Source organism: Halioglobus sp. D3-4, from assembly GCF_055809315.1.
Genome location: NZ_CM147907.1, coordinates 2,210,058 through 2,232,652, shown reverse-complemented (window position 1 = coordinate 2,232,652; position 22,595 = coordinate 2,210,058). Strand labels below are relative to the sequence as shown.

Genomic DNA, 22,595 nt, shown 5'->3' with positions numbered 1-22,595 from the left:
GTAGCAGGAGTGCGTCGATTATCGTTCAGCGCTATCAGTATCGGTGATGCGCGCGACGCAGACTATCGGCGCAGTGAATTTGGCTAGGAAAGGCTCCCTCCTGTCTCCCTTAACTCAAGATGTCTGCTATCGTTGTAATGGTGAGCGTTAGCAGATACAGCGAGTAAACAATGCAAAAAGCCATGTCGGGAGCGCTTATCGGCCTGATAGCCGCCTTTGTCGTCACTGCCTGCGGTGGTGGCGGAGGCGGCGGCTCGGACTCTTCCGGCGATACAGCAATTGTCCCGGTGGATCCCACTCCGACAGTACAGACATTTACCCTGTCCGGAACCATTACGGCTTCCAGCAGCCAGGCGGTGGATAGCGACACCAACGACCCGACCCAGCCGGCGATTAGTAACGATCTGCCAAGTCTGGCTCAGGTGGTTTCCAATCCAATAACGATCGGTGGCTACATCAACCTGCCGGGTACGGGTCCCGCGGGACGCTCCCGGCAAAGCGGAGACATCGATGATTTTTTCCAGGTGGAACTTCTGGCCGGACAGCGCATCACGATGCTGGTGGGTGATTTCGAGGATGCCGATGCCGATCTCTATCTATTTGATATGCAGGGCAATATCGTGGACTTCTCCATCGATACCGGCGAGGTGGAGAGCCTGCTGATCCAGAGCGATGGTACGTATCTGGTCAATGCCTTCGCCTTTGCCGGTGCCACCAATTATATTATCGCGATCGGCAGTCCGAATGAGCCCACACAGTTCCAGCCGGCGTCAGCTACTATCCTGCCCTGGCAGGCCGTGGTGACTTACCGCGACGATGGCCCCAAGATACGCAAGACCGACCCGGCCGATAGCATCAGTCGTAAAATGGGTCTCGAAGAGCGCGCCGGCGGTCGTGGTCGCGCCCGACTGATGGCGTTGCGCCAGGGATTGGTAGCCGCGCAGCAAATGCAACAGCGGCTGGGCACAGCCGACAAAAAACTCAGTGCGATAAGCGATCCCGATACGCGGGCTCGGTGGGAAACACTGATGACGATAAAGACGTTGCGCAAAGATCCTGACGTGCTCCACGCAGATCCCAACTATCGGGTAAACGCGCTGGCTACCCCCAACGATTCCGCCTACCCGTTGCAGTGGCACTACCCGCTGATTGGACTGCCCGATGCATGGGAAATTACCACTGGTGACTCCGCCGTGCTGGTAGCTGTAGTCGATACCGGCATCCTGTCAAACCACCCTGATCTGGCCGGGCAGCTGGTGGACGGTTACGATTTTGTGCGCGATCCCGGTAACGCCGGGGATGGTGATGGCATTGACCCCAACCCCCAGGATCCCGCTGGCTCGGGCTCATCAGGCACCTTTCATGGAACCCATGTCAGCGGGACGGTCGCAGCAACGGGCAATAACCAACTCGGCGTTGCGGGTAGCGCCTATGGCTCGCGTGTCATGCCATTGCGGGCGTTGGGCACCAATGGAGGAGGTACTTCCTATGATGTCGATCAGGCGGTTCGTTACGCCGCCGGGTTGGCCAATGATTCTGGCACACTGCCCCAGCAGCGCGCAGACGTCATCAACCTGAGCCTTGGCGGTGCACCCTTCAGCCAGGCCACGCAAAGTCTATATGACGAAGTAAGGGCTGCCGGCGTGCTGGTAGTCGCCGCCGCAGGGAATAGTGCCACAGCGGCACCGGGCTACCCTGCCGCCTACGATGGGGTCATCTCTGTGAGCGCGGTAGATTTACAGCGCCGCCTGGCCCCTTATTCCAATACTGGAAACCGCATCGATGTAGCCGCCCCCGGCGGGGATAACAGTGTGGACCTGAACGGTGACGGCTACCCGGACGGCGTGTTGAGCACTGGCGGCAGGGTCAGTGGCAATGCGTTGAACTTTGTCTATTCATTCCTGAGTGGTACTTCTATGGCATCGCCGCATGTCGCCGGGGTGTTCGCGCTGATGAAAAGTGTCAACCCCAGTCTGACGCCTGCGGACATCGACGCGATGTTGGCAATGGGATTACTCAGTGATGACCTCGGTGCACCCGGCAGAGATAATCAATTCGGTCACGGTATCATAAACGCGCAGCGCGCGGTGCTCGCGGCGTTGGAAGCGACAGGCAACTCCCCCGCAAACAACCCGCGCCTGACATCGTCAGTCAACACCCTCAGTTTTGGTGGTGCTAGCACCTCGCTGACGCTGATTTTGCGCAATGGCGGGAAGGGTGACTTGGCATTGCTGGGTCTGTCTACCTCAGAATCCTGGCTGCAGATTACGGCCACAAATGTGGATCAGTCGGGCCTCGGTGAATACGAGGTCACGGTAGATCGTAGCAACCTTCCTCCGGGCATCTACGCGGCGGAGATTACTGCGCAGTCTTCGGTGAATAACCTCGCAGTTCAGGTGCTAGCCTCCGTCGGGGGTGTCGAAAACAGCGCAGATCTCGGTGTGATCTATGTTCTGCTGATCGACCCCTTGACGAGCGAGACAGTCGCGCAGCGGGCCATCACCAGTAATGGCGTCGCGTATCCGTTTCAGTTTATCGACGTACAGGAGGGGGAGTATGAGATATCGGCCGGTACTGATTCCGACAACGACCTGTTTATCTGTGATGCAGGTGAAGCATGCGGTGCCTGGCTGACCGTGGATCAGCCAATCCGCATCCCTGTCGATGCCGATGTCTCCGGCCTTAATTTCCCGGTGGAATACCTGGTCTCCCTGCCGACTGACAGCAGCGCCACCGCCACGTTGGTCAGCGCCACGCTGCGTAGTGAGAGCAGCAACGCCCAGCCTCGTCGGACAATCGATGCCGAGGCAAAATGAGCTAGTCACGGTCAAGCGGGTCCGCGTAACCAGTGGCAGAAAACCGGCAGCCGCTTCGAAGTCATCGGCAAGCTGATCGCGATTCTCGAAAATGCAGTCAGTCTATAGGCCAGTCAGCGGCGTCTACCACGTGATCGGGTTGCTGCGGTCGTTGCCCCTTCCACTTGCCAACAAATAGCCCCTGAGGGTCATGCTCAGTTGTCTGTTTCTGTAGATTAAAATGACGACCGCCGCGAGGGTCTGCGCCTACGCCAGCAAGGTACTGCCAATTACCGTAATTACTCGCCACGTCGTAGTCGATCAGGTGCTTTTCAAAAAACGCGGCGCCATAGCGCCAGTCGATACCGTATTCATTGACTAGACAGCTCGCCGCGATCTGGCGTCCCCGATTACTCATCCAGCCGCTCTCTACCAACTGGTGCATCAGGGCATTCACTAGCGGGAAGTTGGTATCGCCCTGACACCAGCGGGCAAAATTCCTCGGTTCAAACGTGCAGTGATGAACGCGCCTGGGGGCGCCACCGTGGTGGAACAGGCTCACATCGTCTGCCAGTGCCCGCCAGTGGAAAAACTCGCGCCACAGCAACTCGAACAGCAACCATTCGGTGGATTCATTACGCAAGACATCACGCTCAAACTCTTCTATTGCTGCAGCCACCTCGCGGGCCGAGAGGCAACCCAGCGCAAGCCAGGGAGAGAGTGAACTGGAGCCCGACAATCCGTCCAGCGTATTTCGGGTTTGCTTGTAGCGAACGATGTCCTGTCGGTCAAAGACAAACTGCCGGAGTCGGCGATGAGCCGCTGAAGAGCCGCCCCGCACTGGGAACGAGGTATGTGGCCGCACTGTGGATGTCTCCAACTCGCCGAAGTGAATGCCGGGTGGTGGAGCCGGCAGCCGCGCTGGCGCGGGGACCGTACCGAGGGGCATATAGGCCTCGATCATGTTTCGAAAAGGCGTGAATTGTCCTGGCATCGAGGCGAGGCCGAAGGGCAGCTGGGTTTCATCAAACAGCACGTTGCCGCCATGCACCCGCAGCGGCACGGACAAGCTCGCCGCGACGCGCTCGCGCGCAAGGCGCTCATAATAACCGGGGGAGAGCGATGTCCCGACACGGCCAGCATCAATGGTGCGCACGAGTTCGGGCAACACGCGATGTGGCTCACCGCTGGAGATGAGCAGGTTTTGCCCCAGCGAACCGAGTTCCTCGCGCAGCGCGGCAAGGCTTTCCAGAAGAAAGCGATGCCGTTGTTCGCCGATGCCGGTGAGATTGCACCAGGGTCTTGCCTCGGGCCAGAAGTAGACGAGTAACAGTTTATCCGAGCGCGCGTGAGCCAGCAGCCCGGGGTTGTCCCGAAGGCGGAGATCGTGTTGAAACCAGTAAATGTCGGTCAAGGGAAACCCACTGCGTTGCGCTGAAGATATTATGACAGTACGTGTAACAGGCGCAAGAAGATCACTTGTGTCGGTCTGGCCGGGAGATCTTACAGCTGATGGGTTATCGGGGTCAGTCGCCTAATACATTGCACCGTAGCGAGGTTTCACGCAATAGTGGCATTTGTCCTGGTGCTATATCCTTATTTCACCAGAAAAACTGTTACCATTATTTCTCAATGAAATCACAAGTCCCAGATTATCCCGGCAACCCCCGTTATGGCCGCGGCCTGTACCGTCGGCGCATCCGTCTTGTACAGCACGGGAGTAAGGTTGTCGGCGAGTTGGAAGACGACTGCCACGGCTTTCGCGTGGCACTGCGGCATGATGGCCGCGTTGTGACAGGCGTATCCGGCGATGCACTGCGTGTGCCTATGAGTACCTGCGGACGCGCGATTACACCTTTGCAGGCATTGATCGGTACCGCGCTGGATTCACCTTTGCCGCAGATCCTGGCCCGTATAAATGCACGTGACAATTGCACGCATTGGTACGATCTGGCCCTGCTGGCGCTGGCCCATGCCACACAGGTTGAACCGGAGCGCATCTATGACGTCGAGGTGGCTGATCAGCCTCAGGATGGCAGTCCGGCGCGGGCCGAGGTCTTTCTCAATGGCAAATCGATACATCGCTGGCTGTTGGACGGTACGACTGTCGTTGAGCCTGTGGTGTTTGCCGGGAGGCCGATGATGAAAGGTTTTTCGGTCTGGGCCATTGAAGCTTTCGAGGGGGGAGCGCGGGAGGCCGCTTTTGTCCTGAGTAAAGGCGTCTTTGTCGCATTCTCGCGGCTATTTGATATGAGCAATGTCGGCGGGCAGTCGGCCCTGGAGCATACCAATATGCGCGGAGCGTGCTACTCCTATTCCGACGGTGTTGTAGAGTATGCAGTGCGCAATCACGATACTGTGAGGGACTTCAGCGCAACGCCGGAGCAACTTCTTACCTTTCGCTGATGCCGGAAATTTCATTCTCCTGCAGTAAATAGCGGTTTGTAAAACTCTCCAGAAAAATTGCAATCCTTTCAAAAAAACATCACGTGACAGCATTTCTCTGTTGTCGGTGAAGTGCGCAGGGTGGTGATGATCACGCTTTGCATGCGGGTATAGCACCCTCAAGGCAGGTCATCTCTTACGGGCTGCGTGGGATACTGGCATAGTGAGGTCTTGGCATGGTTCTCGCTTGATATTCCACGCTGGCATCAGCGAAAAGTTATCAAGTACAGGAGAATCACAATGAGCGATCATGTCTATAAAACCCTCGAGATCACCGGCTCATCAAAAACGTCCATAGAGGATGCTGTAACTACCGCTATATCCCGTGCTCAGGAGAGTGTGCACAATCTGCGCTGGTTCGAAGTGACCAATGTGCGCGGTCATTTGGAGAATGGGAAAATCGGCCACTGGCAGGCCACGATAAAACTGGGCATCACCCTCGATTCCCCGGCGTAGTCGATAGGGCCAAATCATGTGTTGGATTTTTTCCTGGCGGCTGTTTAAAACGACGTCACCACTGCCTGGGTGAAGCTGCGCTATGGCAAGGTCATCGCCTTCAGCGCTGCTGCCGCATAAGTATCCTGCGCGGAGGGCGCGAAAATGGAACTGGACGTCTACCTGATCTGGCAGCACCTTTACAAAATTGGCATTGCCTTCTTACTGGCGCTGCCTATCGCTCTGAACCGAGAGTACAAGGCCAACGGTGCTGGGTTGCGCACGTTCCCACTGGTGGCAATCGCCTCCTGTGCGTTTATGCTGGTGGGCATGGATGTCTACGACAGTGGCGAGGCTGAGGCGCGCATCATGTACGGCATCATCACCGGTATGGGCTTTATCGGCGGTGGATCGATAATTAAAAGCGGCAAGCGCGCGGAGGGCACGGCAACCGCTGCGGGCCTTTGGCTAACGGGCGCTATCGGTCTCTCCGTGGCCTACATGCGATATGAAATCGCCATTGTGCTATCGACGATCGGATTTCTGATCTTCCAGTTCTCCGGTTTTATCAAGAATCATCCCCAGCCCGATGGCGACAACTGACCTCAATGCTTCCACGGTCATGAACGGCATTGGGGCATACCAGCCAAAATCGATAACGGAGGTATCGTCAACGATGCATGGCATTTGTGTTGCAACCGGCACCCGGCAGGGTCAGCGGCCCGAGCCCAAAAAACCACGCCCAACCCCACCGGACCAGCCGCCCCCGAAGCCGGTGAAAGAGCCGGAGCGCCAGCCGCCAGAGATTGATGATCCGAGACGAGAACCTCCTGGAAAAATAGCCGGGGGCTAGCTTTACACTTTCTCTTTCTCTACAGACAGGCTCAATTTCTGGTAGATACCCAGCGCGACGATCAGTACCGCTGCTGCGAGAATCAGTAATGCCGGATACATCAACAGTGTGAGATCCTGGATGCCGGCCTTGAATATAAACACCAGCCCTTCGATACTCACTGCGATCGTGATGATAACAATAATTTTTGTGATTGTTTTTCTGGCTTCCTTCGGATCGCGAAGCTCTTTGTTGAGAAAAACCTCTTCTTCCATCATGTACTGCGCGACGTCAATAATGGCTGCAGCGATGATGATCGCGCTGACATAGTGCAGCATCAGCGGAATAAACTCAGCGGCGTCCCTGATATTGGAAACGACATCGTAGATAGACCACCCCATGATCAGCAGGGACAAGGCGACAAGGCTTAACGCGGCAAACAGGTGCCCCAGAGTGAAGATTGCTGAAAAGACTTTCCTCATTTTTTGACCTCTAGTGATAACGTACCTTCATTAAAGCAGCTTACGGCATCAAAGCCAGCCAGGCGAACACAGAGGTGGCTTTTAGTTCGGCCTTACTGTTGCCAGCGGTACCTGACTAGCACGGTAACTCCAGTTCGAGGTCCGCCAGCAGTGGCAGGTGGTCGGATGCCACCCGCGCCAGCGGACTGCGATGTACATAGAGCTTGTGGACTGCGCCATACGGGCGAGCCCAGAGTCGATCGAGTGCGAATGCCGGCCAGCCGGAGGGAAATGTTGCCGGTGCGCGCTGTGCGCCAAAACAGCGATGCAGTCGACGCAAGGGCCTGCCGAACAGAAACCACTCGTTCAGATCGCCGAGCAAAATATCCAGTGCACAGCGCTCCTTTTCGAACAGCTCTAGCAGGCATTTTACCTGATAGCGGCGCTCTGCCGGGCGCAGGCCAAGGTGTGTGGATACAAAGCGTATACAGCTGTCAGCCAGCTCCATTCTCAGCTCAATGGCACCGCGGGGTTCGCGCCCGCTGATGCTGAAGTCATGCTGGTAACTGGCCTCGACGGGTAATCGCGTCAGGACGGCGTTGCCATAGTGGCCCAGTTCGTTCTCCAGGGTTATGCCTTCGATAGGCGTCGTATTGGTGACATTGGCAAAGTATTCAAGGACATTGCGGTGTTCGCCCGCCCAGAACCCGACTTCCTGCAGACCGATGACATCTGCGGAGATTTCCTGCAGCACGGCGGCTGTTCGTTCGATATCCAGACGGCCATCGCGCCCGACACACCGGTGTATATTCCAACTGGCTACGCGCAGCGAGTGGCGCTTCACGAGCCCTCCATGCGTTGACGCTTCCTTTTTACCCAGTGGCGCAGGCCGTACAGCCCGGCAATGACCAGAACGACAGCCAGCAATAGCAGTACGATGCTTGCAGCGCTGGGGTCGAGCACGGACGCGACCAGCCGGTCCGCCAGAAAAGCGATTGCAAGGACGCCGGGAATCATGCCCAGCAGGTTGCCGATGGCGAAGTCCCGCGCGCGGATGTCGGAGATACCGGCGATTACATTGATTACCGAGAACGGTGCCACCGGTACGATGCGCAGCGTGATAATGACAAGCACACCGCGTCTTGCCAGTGCGTTTGAAATGCTTTTAACACGGCTTCCCGCAATACGGCTCACCCTGTCGCGCCCCATCAGGTGCCCGACGTAGAAGGTCACCAATGCAGAAAGCTCGCCTCCCAGCAGTGCATAGAATGCGCCCAGCCAAGGCCCGAATACACTGACCGTTACGATAATCAGCAGTGTCATGGGTACAACCACAATGCCACTGAGTACGTACGCCAGCAGTACCAGCAGTGGTGTGAAGGGGCTGGCCTGAATGGTCTTGGCCACGTCAGCCATGCGCTCGATGTCCAGCCAGGTATGCAACGGTGTAAAGCGCCAGAGCACCGCCAGGCCAATCACTGCCCCAAGCAGCAATGCCACGCGCATAAGGTAATGCCAGGCTTGGCGGCCCTGGTTCTTTTGCCCTACGAGATGGTCCAACAGTTCTTCCGGCTCTACGGTATTGCCGACGTCAATCAGGTCGGCGTCCGGCACCCAGGCATCCACCTCCGGCGGGATTTCACCCGAGAGTTCTTCCAGGCTATGGGTATTCCCTTGCAGTGCCTCTATCGCGCCGATGAGTGAACCCTGTTCACTTTCTGATGACGCGACGGCCGATGTATCAACGTCGAGGTGCTCGCCGAGCAGGCTGTGGCGTATCGCTTTTATGGCGGCGCTATGATCTCCCCCGGGCTCACAGCTAATCGCCAGATCGCATTCGGCATCCAGACCCATGGAGCGGTCGCTGAGGTTGGAGGAGGCGACCCGCAGGAAGCAATCGTCAATCACCATAAATTTGGCGTGCACCATCAACGCCACTGTCGGCTCGCCGCCGAGGGTTACATAGAAGATGCGCAGGCGACCGTACTCGTCTGCATCCCGTAACTGCCTTACCAGTCGCGCACGCAGTACATCCATCGTATGCTGTTCAAGCCAGCCGCCTGTCTCTCGCGGCATCACAATGACGATCTCTGGGCCGTTTTCTTCCTGCAGTTTCGCGATCAGCGCCTCGCTGATCGTCTGCGACGTCAGATACTGGTTTTCGATATAGATAAACTGCTGTGCAGCCGCAATGCTGTCGAGATACAGCCGTTCGACTTCCCGCACCGGCTCGCGCCCGTCGAAGGCTGGCAGTGTGCGTGCAATGCCGATCTCCACGTTCTCAAAGTCTGCCTGAATGCCCGGCGGCCAGGGATCAGTGTCCGCTGCGTCAAAATCCTTGAGTGCCTGACCGGTGGCAAACTGCCAGCGTTGCCGGGCCACCTCGCCCAGCGCACGGGCCGCAGCACCGTCCACCAGCATCTGGATATCGTGGAAGGGCGGGTAAGAGTTACCATCGGGGTCGGTTCGCTTATCATCATCTACGAGGTGCTTTCGAGTGTCCCAGCGCCACTTGCTCAGATCGAAGCCGCCGCAGAATGCAATGCTGTCATCGATCACCACCAGTTTCTGATGCTGCGATGCGCCCAGCGGATGCTTTGCATCGAACTGAAAATGTAAGCGGTCATGGGAGCGCCACTGCAATTTATAGGTGGGGAACAGTTCGCGCTCCATCGCGTACACAATCGAATAATCCCAGTTGAGTAAGTATACATCCAGTGAAGGCCGCTCATCAGCCAATGCATTCAGCAGCGCGCCCAGCGTGACGGGGTACTCATCGGCTGTGCCATCCCTGACCAGTCGCACCTCGCTGTGAATATCCCAGCCGACGATAACGATGGCGTGCTGTGCGCGAATCAACGCTTCGCGCAGTGCCGGAAAGTAGTTTTCACCGTCAATGAGTAGTGCCGCGCGCGATGCGTGCTCAACCCGCCAGCAGTTGTCCGATGGTTTAAGCTCGATCATCAGTTGGACCCTAGCAGCCAGTAATGCCCATAGGGCGGTATGACGATCGACTCTCCACAGCGGCTGGGCGTTTGCCCGCTGAGCACATCCTGCAGCCTGCCGGTACCGAAATTGTCACGATTACCGAGGTCACCGAGATCCAGATTGCCGGGCTGATCGTTAAAATTGGTAACGACCAGTACATGCTCCCGGGCACCGACGGGGTTGTGACGGGTAAAGACAAAGAGGTGTTCATTACTGACAGCAATCAGTTCCCTGTTGTTGAAATCGGCAAAGGCCGGGAGCGACTTTCGCGCTGCGATCATGCGCTTGATGCCGTCAAAGATACGTTGCTCCACGGAGCCGTGTTGATGTCGCTGTGCCACGCGGCTCCAGTCATAGGATGGCCTGTTCAGCCAGCGGCTGTCGTTGGCTTTGGCTACATCCAGCTTGAAAGATTCATTGTTCAGCGTACCCAGTTCATCGCCGTAGTAGAGCAGTGGAATGCCCCCGAAGGACATCAGCAGCCCATGCAGCGTCAGTATGAGATCGATATGGGCTGCAATCTGCGATTCATCGCCCTTCTCGATGGCAAGCTGCAGGCCGGACAGGGACGCCAGGGAGCCGGAAATACGCGCGTCACCGGTCTTCGCGTTGTAGCCGAAAACCTGGCCGCGGGCTGAATGCCCCTGGCCGGCTTCTGTGTAGAATTTGACGAGATACTGTTTATGGGATTGCGGGTCATGACCCGCTGCGCGCATATCCGCGCCGTCAAAGCCCAGCCCAATGTCATCGTGGCAGCGGATATAGTTAAGCCACGTTGCACGATCGAGTTTGTCGGGCAGGCTGAGAATGCCGCGATTCAACAGGCTGGCATTTTTAGTGGCCACGGCGTCCCACATCAGGGACATAAAGCTCGCGTTGTAAGCAATCTCGCACTCTTTGGCAATAATGGCATCCTCGCCGAAATACTTGGTGATCTCTATGGGTGCGACGATAGCCTCGGCGATAAACAGCACGCCCGGCGCGACAACCTGGCAACAGTCTTTCAGCAGTTGCAGGATGATGTGTGCCTCGCGCGCATTCTGGCAGGTGCTGCCAATTTCCTTCCAGATAAACGCGACGGAATCGAGGCGCAGAATATCTGCACCCTGATTGGCCCAAAACAGAATGATGTCCAGTATCTCGATCAGCACGGTGGGGTTAGTGTAGTTGAGATCCCACTGGTACTCGTTGAAAACCGTCATCACCCACTTGTTCATGCGCTCATCGAACGAGAAGTTCCCCGGGGCGGTTTCGGGAAACACCTCCTGCATGGTTTCCTCAAACAGGTCAGGGACCGTCCTGTCATCGTAGATGTAGTAGTAATCCTGATAGGCTTTTTCGCCCGATAACGCCTGTTTAGCCCACGCGTGCTCATTGGAGGTGTGATTCAGCACAACGTCGAGTGTCAGCAGCATGTCGCGCTCGCGCAAGGTCTGCGCGAGCTGACGCAGCTCATCCATCGAGCCGGCCCACGGCATGATATTGCGGAAGTCGTTGACGGCATAACCGCCATCACTGGCGCCTTGGGGGCACTCCATAATGGGCAGTATATGCACTAGGTTGATGCCCAGTTCCTGAAGATAGGGCAGGTGGCGCGCCAGGCCGCTAAGATCGCCGGCGAAGCCATTCAGGTATAGTGCCATTCCGACCCATTGCTGACTCAGGAACCAGTCGTGATCCCGTTCGCGTTGCTGGTCGATAGCACGCAGTGTCGTGTCGCGTGCGATGTACTGCCTGATGGCGACTTCCACCAGGCGGCCCAGTTGCTGCTCAAAATCGTCGCGCTGGCCATACAACTGGCTGAACAGCTTGTAGATGGCGTAAAAATTGGCGCCCAGTCGTGTGTAGAGATGGCGCAATTCATGCGCGCTGACATCGTGCTCGAGTTTGTCGAGTATCCTGTTCAGCAGTGAATGTGCTTCCTGTTCATACATCGTTGATCTCTACCCGTCTACTTCAGGAGCCCCCAGTCGTTTAAAAAGTGTGTGTAAAAATGCCTGTCCGCGACTGTCGCACCGGGCCTGCCGACGATGCTGGCGGCAAAACGCTGGCAGCGCTCCATGGTTTCCTGCAATGGCCACTGCAACAGCAGACCCGTCACCATCACCGCTGTAAACGCGTCGCCGGCGCCAATAGTGTCGACTACCTCGGTGGTGTAGTGCGGCGCCACTTTGATCGGCTCCCCCTGCGCCAGCCATAACTGAGCGCCGGCGGCACCCGAGGTGACCAACACGCCCTTGAGCTCATAGGCTTCCAGCATGCGTTGTGCTTTGCTTTCCGTATCGCGTTTGCCGCCTGCCAGAAGATGCAGTTCCTGCGTATTGAGCTTGACCCAGTCGGCGCTCTTGAGCAGGCTCAGCACGCTGTCTCGATGCCAGTGTGGTGTTCGCAGATTGACATCGACAAAAACATCCCCGTACCCGTGCCCGTGTTCGCGCAACGCATCAAGCGAGGCTGCCGATTGTGCCTGCCTGACAGCGAGCGTGCCGTGATAGAGCAGGGCGTAGCGGCGCTCGGGAACCGTTGCAATCGCATCGTACGCGCAGTTGTCGACGATCTCATAGCTGGGCTCGCCATTGGTATCGAGCGCCACATGGACACGACCTGTGGGCAGCGCTCGATCGACACGAACGCCCTCCCGCGCCATCCCCCAATTGCGCATGGCGCGACGCACCTCATCGCCCTCGACATCGTTGCCGACACAGCTGATAAAGTCGGGGGTCAGGCCAAATGCATTGAGGTGCCACGCGACATTGAAAGGTGCGCCGCCAAGTACACGACGGCCATCCGGCAGATGGTCGAACAGGACCTCACCAAATACGCAGACTGATCGCTGTTGCTCACTCAGTTGTCGCACACTGCTCATACGGTGCCTTCAAACCCCATCCATGCAAGTGTTTCGGGGTGATAATGGGCGATACCCTCCAGTATGCCGGCGCCGTAGTTGCCATTCATGCCCCTGAAGTCGCCGCGCGCGGTGTACAGGTAGTGGCTGTTGCCAGCGGCCGCAGACATATCTGCGGCCTGCTGCTGCAGCAGTGGCGAGCTGTTGGCGACCAGCGTCGAGGGAACCGGGCTGACCAATACCTCCATATCATTGCCGCTGTCACCGCTGAACACGGTATCGGCGTTGGAGAACTCCTCCAGTCCCTGCAGTGCCTTTATGGCGTGATATTTACCGGCCTGAACGGGCACGATATCCAGCAGTGCCATCCCCGCGACTTCATCGACACTCCATACCTGACGAGAAGAACAGTGTTTTGCAGCCAATGTGTCCTTGATTGCGGATTTCAGCTGCTCCATATCGCAAGAGGGGGAGACATAGAAGCTGAGCTTATGGCGATTCTGCTTCTCCGGCTCCTGCAGTTGCAGCGCATCGAACCCGGCCAGTGTGTGGCTCAGTTTTTCAGGGTACAGGTGTTGCCAGTTCTGATCGAGGCTGTTCTCCCACGCTTCGAGTAGGCTCCATTGACCGTTCGCGTCCACCGTATAGATGGTGGTGCCGACATCGCCGATAACATACTGAGGTTGCGGTAGCTGGTACTCATCGATGGCGTACTGCACCAGTTCCCGGTGGCGGCCACTGACATACGCCAGCATGACTTCAGGCTGCTGTGCCAGCTGCGCAAAGTGCCACCGCGCGCGGGCAGACTCCGGCTGCACACCGTTGGGGATGAGTGTGCGATCCAGGTCAGTGCATACCAGCAGACGCTCAGGCATCGACGCCACGGTTTTCAGCGAAAAAATCATAGTGATCCAGCGCTTCCAGAATCCCTGCTGCATAGTCCCCGGCCGCATGAAAAATAGTATCTGCCTCGGGCAGCAAGGACAGTTCATGGTGGCGATTGGCGACGACGACAGCCAGCGTATTGCCGCGCATCATGTCCTCATCAACGCCCGAGCCGCCGGCGACCAGTACGCTGTCCAGTGCTATTTCCAAACGCTGTGCCACATAGCGCAGCGCCTGACCCTTGGATGCGCGAATCGGCACGATGTCCAGATATTTTCCAAACGACAAAAATGTGTTGGCGGTCAGTTCGTGCTGCCGAAGCAATGCGATGATCTCGTCTATCTCCGCCGCCGAGTCAGCGTCGTAGAGGTAGGATATCTTCTCCGCTGTCTGCTCCTTCTCTGGGCGCAGCGTCAACCCCGGTAATTCGTCGAGCAGCCGCCGTATTTTCTTCGGACTCCAGTTGTGGTCGATATGGTCAGTCCACCAGTCGTCCTCCGTTAAATTCTCGCCGTAGTATATACGCGTCCCCAGGCTGGTGATGAGTACATCGGGACGCGGTACATCATACTTTCTCAGGATGGCCAGCGCCGAATCGATGCGTCGGGCTGTGGCGATGCCAAAGGATATGACCTTGCGCTTTTCTTTTATTATCGCGACCAGTTGTGACAGTGAGGATCTGTCGCCGAGCAAGTTCTGATCGATGCTGGTGACTATCATTCTGTCCCGGTAGCGCAGCGTCCGCGGCAGCGCACTTTGTGGTGTTTCGGGGTCACTGTGCTGCCCAAGCGTTACCAATTTTCCGAGGTAGGCATTGGCGTGCGCCTGCCAGGAATAGTGCTCGCGAACACCGGCGATGCCATTGTCAGAGTCCTGCTGCCAGGTCACGGGATCACGCAGAATTTTCAGCAGTGCGGTGGTAATCTCGGATTTATCCAGTGGATCGACAAGCAACCCACACTGACAATTCTGGATGATATCCACCGGGCCGCCATTTTCTGTGGCGACCACCGGCAGGCCACTGGCCGCGGCCTCCAGCAGAGTTAAACCAAAAGGTTCTGTCAGTGCCGGATTGATAAAGACACCCTTGCGCGCAGCGGCCAGGCGATAGATCTCCGGAACCTCGGCGGGTTCGTGTCGTTTCGGTATGGCGATCTTGCCATACAGGTCGTAGGCGTCAATCAGCAGCAGGATGTTGGTCAGCACCGACTGTGGCCTTTGATCCATTGCGCGAATATCCTCGCGATTCCCCGCGACAATGCACAGGTTGGCCGATTCCTGCAGCGCCTGCGATTCGCCAAAGGCCTCTACCAGCGTAAGAATGTTTTTGCGTTCGTCTGGTCGCGAGAGTGCCAGTATCAGCGGTTTTTCAGGCTCAGTCAGAAAGCGGTCGAGGGCATTGCTGAAACTGATTTTTTCATCGGTCGTGTAGGGCGTGAACTTTTTCAGGTCTGTGCCTGGCGGTATCACCCGCATACGGCTGGGGTCATAGTAATTATACAGACCGTACTGGCTTTCAATTTCATTCTGGGTGCTGGTAATTACGAGATCGGCACTGGCGAGGACTTCTTCCTCTGCGTCGATGCGCCGCGCAATATTATAGGACTGTTCAATTTTCTCGCGCGACAGGCCCTGTGCGAGCAGCTGTTTCCGTTTGTCCCGGCCCAGTGAGTGTGCGGTGAATACCAGCGGTACGCCCAGTAAATGTGACAGGCGTGCACCCACGTATCCGGCATCGGCGTAGTGGCCGTGCAGGATGTCGGGTGAAATGTCCCGCTGGGTAAGCCAGTCCAGTAGATTGTCCGCAAAACTGTCAAGGTGATCCCAGAGCTGTTCTTTGGGGATATAGTCCGGTGGGCCGCAGTCAATGCGAATGATGCGAGCACTGGGGCAGAGGCTTTCTTCTTCCGCAGCGTAGTCATCGCTGACCTCTGCATCGACGATACGCCGCGTAAACAGATCGACCTGACCCACATCGGGATGCGCCGCCAGTGCCCGGGTCAGCTCGATAACGTATTTGGTCTGACCGCCGGTATCCGGGTCGCGCCCCAGCTCTAGCGACTTACCACGTATCAGGCCGTGTATGCTGAGCAGGCCAATATAGAGCCCCTGCCCGGCAGAACGCTCGGCCTTTTTCCTGGTTGCGGTCGCGGTCATAGGTTGGAAATTGTGAACCGGCAAGCGCTGTCAGGCAACCCCTGCGGCCTCTTTGTTTTCTCGCGAATACCCTTACATATAGCAGTGTTACACAGCATTGTTGGATCAGTTTTCAGTGCGCTATCTTTGACTATTGACAGCGCGGGAGCGCAAATAAGTGGAGTATCTGTCTGTGCAGCGGTTATAGTGAGGCTAAACTGCTGAGCGCTGAATCTCCGGTGTTTTCAGCGTTGGGTATGTTATGACACCCACTGCCTGCACTGTCGGCCCAGGCGCGCCTTCCCGCCGGCGCTGGCAGCGCAGGGTACCTGCAGGAGCGCAATTCCATGAATGTATTGGCAAATTTTCTGACCGTGCTGGTCGCGATAAGTCACGTCGGGATACTGATATTGGAGATGTTTTTCTGGAATCATCCGCTCGGGCAAAGGATATTTTCAATGACCCCCGAGGTCGCTGAGTCTTCGGCTGTGTTGGCCATGAATCAGGGGCTGTACAATGGCTTCCTGGCGGCGGGACTATTTTGGGGGTTGCTGGTGAACCGCGTCGATATCAAGGTTTTCTTTCTGGTTTGTGTGGTCGTTGCCGGGGTATTTGGCGGTGTCACAGCAAAGACAAGCATTCTGTTTACCCAAGGCCTGCCGGCACTGATTGCACTGACTCTGGTGTTGGTGAGTTCGAACAGGGTTGTGAGATAGCGCCGTGGAACAGAGACCGTAGACGCGCTGTAAAAGGCGATGTTGGCGTTTTTGTGCCGGGAGTGCGGCTTGTACCATTGCACAGTGCGGTATGCTAGCTTCAGGAATAGCCTGCGCGCGTGGGGCTGTCACTGGCGATGCGAGAATTTAACGCGAGGTATGATATGCGATTACTTTTGGTTGTAGTGCTGTTTTTCTCCAGCGTGACGGCTTCGCTGGCGAGCCCCGTTTTGTTCAATGTTGACTTGTCCGGCACCAGTGAACTTGGTAACGAGTTGAGGGTGTTCGGTGCGCTGAGGGTTGATCCGGCGGCGCCGATTGATGGTTCAAACATTGGTGCCTATAGCCTTTTCGTGCAGCGCAATGCTGAAACGCCTGTTCGCTCCCTGAGTTTTTTTTCACTGGCACTCCCGAACGAAACGCTCGGCACGATGCAGCTGGCGTGGTCTCAGCTTGGAGATGAGCTATACATTACGCGAACAAGCGCGGCGGATTCATCGATCACCTATGTCGGGTTCAGTTTTTTCCCCCCCGCAACCCACTGCCTCGTTTAATTTCGGCTCGGGAGCTCTGGGGCATACGATCACTTATGGCGATACATCGGGATTGGAAACGGCAGTGCTGAAAGCGGCATCCGGCCCTGACGGATCAAATGGCTTTCGAGTCGGAACGGCCGCAGTGCCGGTCTCGGCTCCGTCATCACTGGCACTGGGCTTGGCCGGCATTGGTCTGATGGCGCGATTGATACGGCGCCGGGAGCAGGCGGCTCAGCACTGACTGGTATCAGAATCCACCTGTGTCATTCAGGGTTTTTACCGCTGAAACCGCATCCCCGATATCGACAAAATCCACGGTGATAAAGTTGCCTGGCACGCCATGGAATGCCTCGCACTCATTGATGCGATTCAACAGATACGGGTTATAGTTCACCTGCTCAGCAAACTCCTCAGCGCCGAACACATCCGTGAGGAAGTGGTTGAAGATAAACAAATCATTCGATGGTGTACCGCGGTTCACGTCGCAGGAGAAATCGTCCGGTGTTAAGGCCGAGTAGTGTGTCTCAAACGCGTGAGACCAGACATTCATCAGCCACGGATAGGTCGGGTCGACGGCTCTATCCTGCATTACCACAAGGCGTGTACCCGCATCGATCATTTGGCCCAGCGTCGGCCAGGCGTCCCCCGTATGCACATAGGTGTACGGAGTCAGCTCTGCTTCTTCAAACGCTTGTGCGGTGAGTGCGTGGCTCAGGTACGATTCAAGAATGAAGGTGATCACGACTCCGGGGTTATTGTCCAGAAATTCGCGAACTTCTGCCAGGCCTTCGGCGAGAGGCTGCTTGCCGAGTGCGCAGACTGAATGGCACAGGAAACTGTCATCGGGATCGGCGTCCGGCACCTGTATGGCATCGAACTGGTTTTTATTGCCGGCACGATGAACGTCGAGCATTAGTCCATAGACGCCGGCCTCTAACTGGGCTGGCACATCCAGATTCTGGTTGGGTCCGACCCAGCCATCCATTGAACTCGACATCGCGTTGTGTGTGGTGACGTAGCGGACTTGATCGTAGCTGCGATTACACAGCGATTGCTCTCCATTGCAGCCATTTATTGTAATCGTCTTGTTATGTTGTACCTCCGTGTCGTCGTTTTCGGCAATGATCAGCATCGGGTGAGCGCCGGGAGTAAACCCGGAAATATCAATGACGAATGAATAGGGCGCCGCATCGTCTGTTTCCACCCAGTCATTTTCAATACCCCTGGGATACAGGCGCACCTGCGCAGGCTGGAAATTCGATATTGCCAGATTCACTGTCAGCGTGTTCTCGGTGGCGGACCACTGGGTGGTTACCGCAATATCAGGTGCAGGAGTGGGCTCTACAGTGTCGTTATTTCCGATTCCGGACTGTCCTGAATTGGAATTTGAATTGCTACAAGCACTGAGCAGTAGTATGCAGGCCAGTGTTGCGCCGAGCAGGTAAAAGCGGCCTTGTGTGTGTGTCATTATATATCCGTGATGGTTATTTAACGGTTTGGCGCCAAGCCTACACCTTCATTTACTCTCGCGCCATTTCTGTGTGGATATGGAGGTCGACTGAGGCGAAGGCCTGCTCACCGGTTTAAATATTGTGTTTGCAGGGGGGCGTTTATTGCGGCGATGGTTTGTGTATCTGAATCAAGCCGTAGACGAGCATCCCGGCATATTGGTGGTGACGGCAAAAACAGATACGATGCTCGGCCACATTACGGTACAGGAACTCAGTCGTATGACGCATTTACCTCGTATTTTTAAGGTGGCGCTACGCGCCTGTGTATTGTCCCTGCTCGCCGCCAGTGCGGTGGCCGCAGATAAACCGAATATTCTGGTGATTTGGGGTGACGATATCGGCACCTGGAATCTCAGTGCCTACAACCTCGGCTCCATGGCGTTTGAGACGCCCAATATTGACCGCATCGCGACTGAAGGCGCGTTGTTCACTGACTACTACGGTGAAAATTCCTGTACGGCGGGCCGGTCGGCGTTTATCACCGGTCAGCATCCCGTGCGTACTGGACTTACCAAGGTCGGCAGCCCAGGGCGGGAGGCAGGTATGCAGCCTGAAGACCCGACCATAGCCGGGCTGTTGCGACCACTGGGTTACGCCACTGGCCAGTTCGGCAAGAACCATCTGGGCGATCGTGATGAACATCTGCCCACGCAACATGGCTTCGATGAATTCTTCGGCAATCTGTATCACCTGAACGCGGAGGATGAGCCGGAGCATGTGGACTACCCCCAGGATGCAATGTTCAAGAAACTATTCTCTCCACGCGGTGTGATTCACTCATTCGCTGATGGCAAGATCAACGATACCGGGCCGCTAACCAAGAAGCGCATGGAGACTGTCGATGAAGAGATAACTGCGCACGCAATAAAGTTCATGGATAAAGCGGTGCAGGAAGACAAGCCGTTCTTCGTTTGGTGGAATGCTACACGCATGCATATCTGGACGCGCCTTAAAGAGGAGAGCCAGGGGCTTTCCAAACGGGGCGGGCTCTATGGTGACGGCCTGGTCGAGCACGACAATCACGTGGGGCAACTGCTGGATTTCCTCGATGAAAAAGGCATCGCCGACAACACTATCGTGGTGTACTCCACCGACAACGGTGCTGAGGTGTTCAGCTGGCCCGACGGCGGTACCACCCAGTACCGCGGCGAGAAGAACACCACCTGGGAGGGCGGATTCCGTGTGCCTGCCCTGATCCGCTGGCCCGGTACCGTGAAGCCCGGTACACGCTTCAACGAAATGGCCGCTCACAACGACTGGTTGCCGACACTGCTCGCTGCTGCCGGTGTTGAGGATATCAAGGGTAAACTGTTAAAAGGTTATCAGGCTGGTGAGAAAACTTACAAAGTCCACCTCGATGGCTACGATCTGACCGATTATTTGAGTGGCGAGTCAGACACGTCTCCGCGCAATACGTTTCACTATTTTACCGATGATGGCGATTACTCGGCGCTGCGCTGGGGCGACTGGAAGATCATGTACTCCATACAGGAGGCCACCGGTAACGCGGTGTGGCAATACCCGTTCACCAAGCTGCGTATGCCCCTGCTGTTCAACCTGCGCCAGGACCCTTTTGAGCGGGCGCGCCAGGAAGCCGGCGGTTATGAGCGGTGGTACTTTGAGCATATCTTCATGCTGTATGGCGCTGGCCTTGAGTCCTACAAGTTCCTGACAACATTTCAGAAGTATCCGCCTCGGCAAAAGCCGGACTCACTGGATATGAATGCGTTGGCTCAGGAGATGATGGGCTACATGGAGCGTTAGTCCGGCAAGTCTTGCCGCTGCTCAATCCGGGCAGCGGGCCCCCAGGGAGCCCGTTTTTGCTTCCAAATATTTCAAATATTGACATTATATAGTCATAATCAGTAATATTGGCGCAATGCAATATCTGGCCCATGACACTCCGTCGCGTCTCAGCCCCAGGCAGTTGATCCTTGAAATGCTGAATGCGGAGCCGGATTTTATGGGAAACGGCCGTCGATTGGTGGCAGCCGGCCAGGTATTTCGCTTTACCGAAAACCAGGTGCGCGTGGCGCTCAGCCGTCTGGTGGCTGACGGCTTATTATTTCAGCCCAAACGTGGGCATTACGGGTTGACTGGTGTAGCGACTGCGATCCAGCGTGAAGTGCAGAACTGGCGTGACCTGGAGCAGCGCCTGCAAACCTGGAGTGGTGACTGGTGCGGCGTGTTAACGGACAGTCTTGCCGCGCAGGGCAGTACGCAACTGCGCACGCAATCGCGTGCGTTGGCGCTGCGAGGACTGCAGCGCTGGCGGCCAGGCCTGTGGGTGCGGCCGAATAACTTGCGCGGGGGGCTTGTCCGTCTCGGCGAGGAACTGCTGTCTCTGGGGCTGGATGCGATGAAAGGGCAGTGCCTGATTTATCGAGGTGATGCAAGTTGCGAGGCCAGCCTGAGAGCGCTGTGGAACAAGACGGATCTGGAGGCCGAATACCGGCGACGCATCGTGCAGTTGCAGGCGGCTTCCGAGCGCCTCGATAGCCCCGATCTTCCGACTGTGCTGATAGAAACCATTGAGCTCGGTGGCGATACCATCAGGCTATTGTTGAAAGATCCGCTGCTGCCCGACGATATCGCCAGCGGCGATAGTCGTCGCCAGCTTATCCGCCTGTTAAGCGAATACGACAACAGGGGCCGCCAGCAATGGTTGCACTTTATTCAACAACTGTAAGTGAGGCTGTGTATGAACGCACCAGGATTTCGCGACGTTTTCGCCAACCTGCTTGAAGAGTTCCGCAGTGGGGTAGAGGTTGCTCCGTTTGAAGCCAGGGTGGATACCCGGTTTTATACGGATCCACAGTGGTTTGAGAAGGAGCGGGCGGCGCTGTTCAGCGATGTACCCATACTGGTTGGACACGTGTCGATGCTGAAAAACAGCGGCGATGTATTCACCCACGACCACCTCGGTAAACCGATTATGGTGGTGCGTAGCAAGGACGGTGAGTTGCACGCGTTTCTGAATGTATGCCGCCATCGCGGAGTGCGATTGGTCAATGGTGAGCAGGTGCAGAATAAAACCAGCTTCGTTTGCCCCTACCACAACTGGGTTTACGGGCTCGACGGTGAACTCAAGCGCGTACCGCTGGAGGAGGAGAGCTTTCCAGGCCTCGATAAACAGTGCCACAGTCTGAAGGCGTTGCCGTTAGCTGTCTGTGAGGGCCTAATCTTCGTCTGCGCCGACCCCGACGGGAGTATCGACATTGAACAGCACATGGGTATGGTGAAGGACGACTTTAAGGCGTTCAAACTGTCGGAACATGTCTTTTTCAGGCAGACAGTTACTACCCTCAAGACCAACTGGAAACTATTGGTGGACGCCTTCCAGGACGGTTACCACGTCACCCGACTGCACCGCAATACCGTGGGTCCGAGTTTTATCGACGGTATAGCGCGCAGCGAGCGCAGCGGTGATCACCTGGTATCGGTCGTGGCGCGCAAGGATTTTGCGGATGCGCTGGAGCAGGTGCCGGATCAGTGGGATATGCGCCGCCAGTCAGCGTGCGCGATGTACCTGTTTCCCAATGTTGAAATGATTATCCACCCGGATTACATCAGCTATCTCGCGTTTTTCCCAACGAAGGTCGATGAAACCGTTGTTGTTCACGGCTGTTTTATCGAAGAGGAACCCCGCGATGAAAAAGCTGCCGCACACTGGGAGCGGGCCTTCGACATTATCGAGAACGGTGTGTTTCACCCGGAGGATTTTTTTGTCTGTGAGCAGGCCCAGATAGGCATGGCTTCAGGCACTAACGATTACTTGCTACTGGGCGCGCACGAGTCCGGCGTCGGCGCGTTTCACGATTTGTTGGCTGAGAAAATGGGGGCTTATCAACCCGCTTGCCCAGCGGACAAGTAGGCGCTGTCAGCAGGATTGTATGCCCGTTTTTAGCGACAAGCCAGCAGGGGTGCTCGCCTGTGCGCTCTGATCGTATTTGACACCGGGCTGGCGGCAGCCGGGTGTGAGCGGGCTGCTCGCTGCAAGCTTCTGTCTG

General features: G+C 56.6%; 19 protein-coding genes. 10 read left to right on the top strand and 9 right to left on the bottom strand.

Features of this window, described 5'->3' with window-relative positions; genetic code table 11:
- Positions 1 to 170: 170 nt before the first annotated feature.
- The gene (locus AC0L6S_RS09600; RefSeq protein ID WP_473428264.1) at positions 171 to 2,816 is read left to right on the top strand and encodes a S8 family serine peptidase; all 2,646 of its coding nucleotides are present in this window, start codon (positions 171 to 173) and stop codon (positions 2,814 to 2,816) included.
- A gap of 97 nt (positions 2,817 to 2,913) precedes the next feature.
- On the opposite strand, the gene AC0L6S_RS09595 is transcribed toward AC0L6S_RS09600, so the two are convergent.
- Complete coding sequence (locus AC0L6S_RS09595) at positions 2,914 to 4,209, bottom strand: DASH family cryptochrome (RefSeq protein ID WP_473428263.1); 1,296 nt, start codon at positions 4,207 to 4,209, stop codon at positions 2,914 to 2,916.
- Between the two features lie 218 nt (positions 4,210 to 4,427).
- On the opposite strand from AC0L6S_RS09595, the gene AC0L6S_RS09590 reads away from it, so the two are divergent.
- The 3 genes from AC0L6S_RS09590 (at position 4,428) to AC0L6S_RS09580 (ending at position 6,278) form a co-directional block, all read left to right on the top strand.
- Positions 4,428 to 5,201, top strand: coding sequence for a hypothetical protein (locus AC0L6S_RS09590; RefSeq protein WP_473428262.1), 774 nt, complete (start codon positions 4,428 to 4,430; stop codon positions 5,199 to 5,201).
- A gap of 279 nt (positions 5,202 to 5,480) precedes the next feature.
- On the top strand, positions 5,481 to 5,696 hold the full coding sequence (locus AC0L6S_RS09585; protein ID WP_473428261.1) for a dodecin: 216 nt from the start codon (positions 5,481 to 5,483) through the stop codon (positions 5,694 to 5,696).
- A 144-nt stretch (positions 5,697 to 5,840) separates the two neighbouring features.
- The gene (locus AC0L6S_RS09580; protein ID WP_473428260.1) at positions 5,841 to 6,278 is read left to right on the top strand and encodes an MgtC/SapB family protein; all 438 of its coding nucleotides are present in this window, start codon (positions 5,841 to 5,843) and stop codon (positions 6,276 to 6,278) included.
- Positions 6,279 to 6,530: 252 nt separating this feature from the next.
- Here AC0L6S_RS09580 and AC0L6S_RS09575 read toward each other — a convergent pair whose 3' ends face one another.
- The 7 genes from AC0L6S_RS09575 to AC0L6S_RS09545 form a co-directional block, all read right to left on the bottom strand.
- The gene (locus AC0L6S_RS09575) at positions 6,531 to 6,989 is read right to left on the bottom strand and encodes a hypothetical protein (RefSeq protein ID WP_473428259.1); all 459 of its coding nucleotides are present in this window, start codon (positions 6,987 to 6,989) and stop codon (positions 6,531 to 6,533) included.
- Between the two features lie 115 nt (positions 6,990 to 7,104).
- The gene (locus AC0L6S_RS09570; protein WP_473428258.1) at positions 7,105 to 7,812 is read right to left on the bottom strand and encodes an endonuclease/exonuclease/phosphatase family protein; all 708 of its coding nucleotides are present in this window, start codon (positions 7,810 to 7,812) and stop codon (positions 7,105 to 7,107) included.
- Entirely contained in the window at positions 7,809 to 9,932 is a 2,124-nt protein-coding gene (locus tag AC0L6S_RS09565; protein ID WP_473428257.1) for a VTT domain-containing protein, read from the bottom strand. Before AC0L6S_RS09565 ends, AC0L6S_RS09570 begins: the two co-directional genes overlap by 4 nt.
- Complete coding sequence (locus AC0L6S_RS09560) at positions 9,932 to 11,890, bottom strand: alpha-amylase family glycosyl hydrolase (protein WP_473428256.1); 1,959 nt, start codon at positions 11,888 to 11,890, stop codon at positions 9,932 to 9,934. The genes AC0L6S_RS09565 and AC0L6S_RS09560 overlap by 1 nt, the downstream gene beginning before the upstream one ends.
- Positions 11,891 to 11,907: 17 nt before the next feature.
- Positions 11,908 to 12,822, bottom strand: a complete 915-nt coding sequence (locus tag AC0L6S_RS09555) for a carbohydrate kinase family protein (protein ID WP_473428255.1) — start codon at positions 12,820 to 12,822, stop codon at positions 11,908 to 11,910.
- Positions 12,819 to 13,706, bottom strand: a complete 888-nt coding sequence (locus tag AC0L6S_RS09550; protein ID WP_473428254.1) for an HAD-IIB family hydrolase — start codon at positions 13,704 to 13,706, stop codon at positions 12,819 to 12,821. Before AC0L6S_RS09550 ends, AC0L6S_RS09555 begins: the two co-directional genes overlap by 4 nt.
- Positions 13,669 to 15,843, bottom strand: coding sequence for an HAD family hydrolase (locus AC0L6S_RS09545; RefSeq protein ID WP_473428253.1), 2,175 nt, complete (start codon positions 15,841 to 15,843; stop codon positions 13,669 to 13,671). Before AC0L6S_RS09545 ends, AC0L6S_RS09550 begins: the two co-directional genes overlap by 38 nt.
- 326 nt (positions 15,844 to 16,169) lie before the next feature.
- On the opposite strand from AC0L6S_RS09545, the gene AC0L6S_RS09540 reads away from it, so the two are divergent.
- The 3 genes from AC0L6S_RS09540 (at position 16,170) to AC0L6S_RS09530 (ending at position 17,315) form a co-directional block, all read left to right on the top strand.
- Positions 16,170 to 16,538: a DUF1304 domain-containing protein gene (locus AC0L6S_RS09540; protein WP_473428252.1), complete on the top strand. Its 369-nt coding sequence runs from the start codon at positions 16,170 to 16,172 to the stop codon at positions 16,536 to 16,538.
- Between the two features lie 164 nt (positions 16,539 to 16,702).
- A complete protein-coding gene (locus AC0L6S_RS09535) occupies positions 16,703 to 17,092 on the top strand; it encodes a hypothetical protein (protein ID WP_473428251.1) in 390 nt (129 codons plus the stop codon).
- A 64-nt stretch (positions 17,093 to 17,156) separates the two neighbouring features.
- Positions 17,157 to 17,315 (top strand): hypothetical protein, encoded by a 159-nt coding sequence (locus AC0L6S_RS09530; protein WP_473428250.1) that lies wholly within the window; start codon positions 17,157 to 17,159, stop codon positions 17,313 to 17,315.
- 6 nt (positions 17,316 to 17,321) lie between these two features.
- Here AC0L6S_RS09530 and AC0L6S_RS09525 read toward each other — a convergent pair whose 3' ends face one another.
- Complete coding sequence (locus tag AC0L6S_RS09525; protein ID WP_473428249.1) at positions 17,322 to 18,542, bottom strand: phosphoinositide-specific phospholipase C-related protein; 1,221 nt, start codon at positions 18,540 to 18,542, stop codon at positions 17,322 to 17,324.
- 262 nt (positions 18,543 to 18,804) lie between these two features.
- On the opposite strand from AC0L6S_RS09525, the gene AC0L6S_RS09520 reads away from it, so the two are divergent.
- From AC0L6S_RS09520 to AC0L6S_RS09510, 3 genes are all read left to right on the top strand, one after another.
- The gene (locus tag AC0L6S_RS09520) at positions 18,805 to 20,349 is read left to right on the top strand and encodes an arylsulfatase (protein ID WP_473428577.1); all 1,545 of its coding nucleotides are present in this window, start codon (positions 18,805 to 18,807) and stop codon (positions 20,347 to 20,349) included.
- A gap of 199 nt (positions 20,350 to 20,548) precedes the next feature.
- Positions 20,549 to 21,274: a hypothetical protein gene (locus AC0L6S_RS09515; protein ID WP_473428248.1), complete on the top strand. Its 726-nt coding sequence runs from the start codon at positions 20,549 to 20,551 to the stop codon at positions 21,272 to 21,274.
- A gap of 12 nt (positions 21,275 to 21,286) precedes the next feature.
- Positions 21,287 to 22,459: an aromatic ring-hydroxylating oxygenase subunit alpha gene (locus tag AC0L6S_RS09510; RefSeq protein WP_473428247.1), complete on the top strand. Its 1,173-nt coding sequence runs from the start codon at positions 21,287 to 21,289 to the stop codon at positions 22,457 to 22,459.
- Positions 22,460 to 22,595: the final 136 nt, after the last annotated feature.

Bases quoted from the DNA above. Each gene is read 5' to 3' on its own strand.
- AC0L6S_RS09600 (WP_473428264.1), top strand. From the start codon at position 171: ATGCAAAAAGCCATGTCGGGAGCGCTTATCGGCCTGATAGCCGCCTTT.
- AC0L6S_RS09590 (WP_473428262.1), top strand. From the start codon at position 4,428: ATGAAATCACAAGTCCCAGATTATCCCGGCAACCCCCGTTATGGCCGC.
- AC0L6S_RS09585 (WP_473428261.1), top strand. From the start codon at position 5,481: ATGAGCGATCATGTCTATAAAACCCTCGAGATCACCGGCTCATCAAAA.
- AC0L6S_RS09580 (WP_473428260.1), top strand. From the start codon at position 5,841: ATGGAACTGGACGTCTACCTGATCTGGCAGCACCTTTACAAAATTGGC.
- AC0L6S_RS09575 (WP_473428259.1), bottom strand. From the start codon at position 6,989: ATGAGGAAAGTCTTTTCAGCAATCTTCACTCTGGGGCACCTGTTTGCC.
- AC0L6S_RS09565 (WP_473428257.1), bottom strand. From the start codon at position 9,932: ATGATCGAGCTTAAACCATCGGACAACTGCTGGCGGGTTGAGCACGCA.
- AC0L6S_RS09560 (WP_473428256.1), bottom strand. From the start codon at position 11,890: ATGTATGAACAGGAAGCACATTCACTGCTGAACAGGATACTCGACAAA.
- AC0L6S_RS09555 (WP_473428255.1), bottom strand. From the start codon at position 12,822: ATGAGCAGTGTGCGACAACTGAGTGAGCAACAGCGATCAGTCTGCGTA.
- AC0L6S_RS09550 (WP_473428254.1), bottom strand. From the start codon at position 13,706: ATGATTTTTTCGCTGAAAACCGTGGCGTCGATGCCTGAGCGTCTGCTG.
- AC0L6S_RS09545 (WP_473428253.1), bottom strand. From the start codon at position 15,843: ATGACCGCGACCGCAACCAGGAAAAAGGCCGAGCGTTCTGCCGGGCAG.
- AC0L6S_RS09540 (WP_473428252.1), top strand. From the start codon at position 16,170: ATGAATGTATTGGCAAATTTTCTGACCGTGCTGGTCGCGATAAGTCAC.
- AC0L6S_RS09535 (WP_473428251.1), top strand. From the start codon at position 16,703: ATGCGATTACTTTTGGTTGTAGTGCTGTTTTTCTCCAGCGTGACGGCT.
- AC0L6S_RS09525 (WP_473428249.1), bottom strand. From the start codon at position 18,542: ATGACACACACACAAGGCCGCTTTTACCTGCTCGGCGCAACACTGGCC.
- AC0L6S_RS09520 (WP_473428577.1), top strand. From the start codon at position 18,805: ATGACGCATTTACCTCGTATTTTTAAGGTGGCGCTACGCGCCTGTGTA.
- AC0L6S_RS09515 (WP_473428248.1), top strand. From the start codon at position 20,549: ATGGGAAACGGCCGTCGATTGGTGGCAGCCGGCCAGGTATTTCGCTTT.
- AC0L6S_RS09510 (WP_473428247.1), top strand. From the start codon at position 21,287: ATGAACGCACCAGGATTTCGCGACGTTTTCGCCAACCTGCTTGAAGAG.